Below are 833 nucleotides of genomic sequence, written 5' to 3' on the forward strand. Positions count from 1 at the left end.
TCTTTTAGGTGTTTTAAGAGCTTTTCTCTCTGTTCTTGAGACAGATGGTTTTTTGCTGGCATAATTCAGAAGCGATCGCTTAGTTACTTAATTCCCTATTATACAATCTAGCTGCACAACAGCTTATTTGAGTTAGGATAACTTCAGTTTATAATTATCTAATGAAAATGAAGTTTTTTAAAGCTTATTCTTAAACTATATGGGAAATATAACTATAAACCAACATTATGTACCTCAATTCCTTTTAAGGAACTTTGGCTGGAAGGCAAAGAAAGGAATATTTAGAATCAATATTTTCGATACAAAAAACTGTAGTATTAGACCTAATCAGAATATTTCACAAGTATTTTCACAAAATTTTTTCTATGACCAAGATACTTCAATTGAAAAATTTTTAAATGAGATTGAAACACCTGCATCAACATTAGTTGAGCAAGTTATTAATGGAAACTTTAAGATTTTAGAAAATGAAAATAATAAGTCATTAATAATGGCATTCATTTCATCTTTCCGCCATTTCTATAAATGCTTTTTCCCAACCCTTTCTTACTTGTTTAAATGGGCGAATAATGAAATGATTTCCTTGAACTTCTATTTCTACTTCTGAAGTAATTCCGCTTTGTTCTAACAGTGTTTTAGGAATAAAAACACCTTGCGAATCTCCGATTTTGACAATTTGGGTTTTAACAGCTTTGCCCATTTGATGCAGGGTAAGCTCATCTAATTTGGTATAAAATGAACTTGACAAAAGAAACAAGATAAGCAGCAGCAAGCAGAGAAAAATTTGACTTGACATGGGAGCAAAAGAAGTGAGATGAGGAGATAAGCTCCCC

The 833-nt window shown here is 31.5% G+C and carries 2 protein-coding genes; one reads left to right on the top strand and one right to left on the bottom strand.

Translation table 11 applies throughout. The features are described from left to right. Window positions 1-199: 199 nt before the first annotated feature. Window positions 200-607, top strand: a complete 408-nt coding sequence (locus FFR48_RS30710) for a DUF4238 domain-containing protein (protein WP_137669604.1) — start codon at window positions 200-202, stop codon at window positions 605-607. Here FFR48_RS30710 and FFR48_RS29870 read toward each other — a convergent pair. Then, the coding region (locus FFR48_RS29870) for an AbrB/MazE/SpoVT family DNA-binding domain-containing protein (protein ID WP_236104239.1) at window positions 503-833 on the bottom strand (331 nt) is incomplete at its 5' end. The two genes, FFR48_RS30710 and FFR48_RS29870, sit on opposite strands and share 105 nt — an antisense overlap.

This window comes from Sphaerospermopsis reniformis (genome assembly GCF_005402885.1).
Lineage (GTDB): Bacteria > Cyanobacteriota > Cyanobacteriia > Cyanobacteriales > Nostocaceae > Sphaerospermopsis > Sphaerospermopsis kisseleviana.

Excerpts from the sequence above, each read along its gene's own strand:
- FFR48_RS30710 (WP_137669604.1), top strand. The coding sequence starts at position 200 with ATGGGAAATATAACTATAAACCAACATTATGTACCTCAATTCCTTTTA.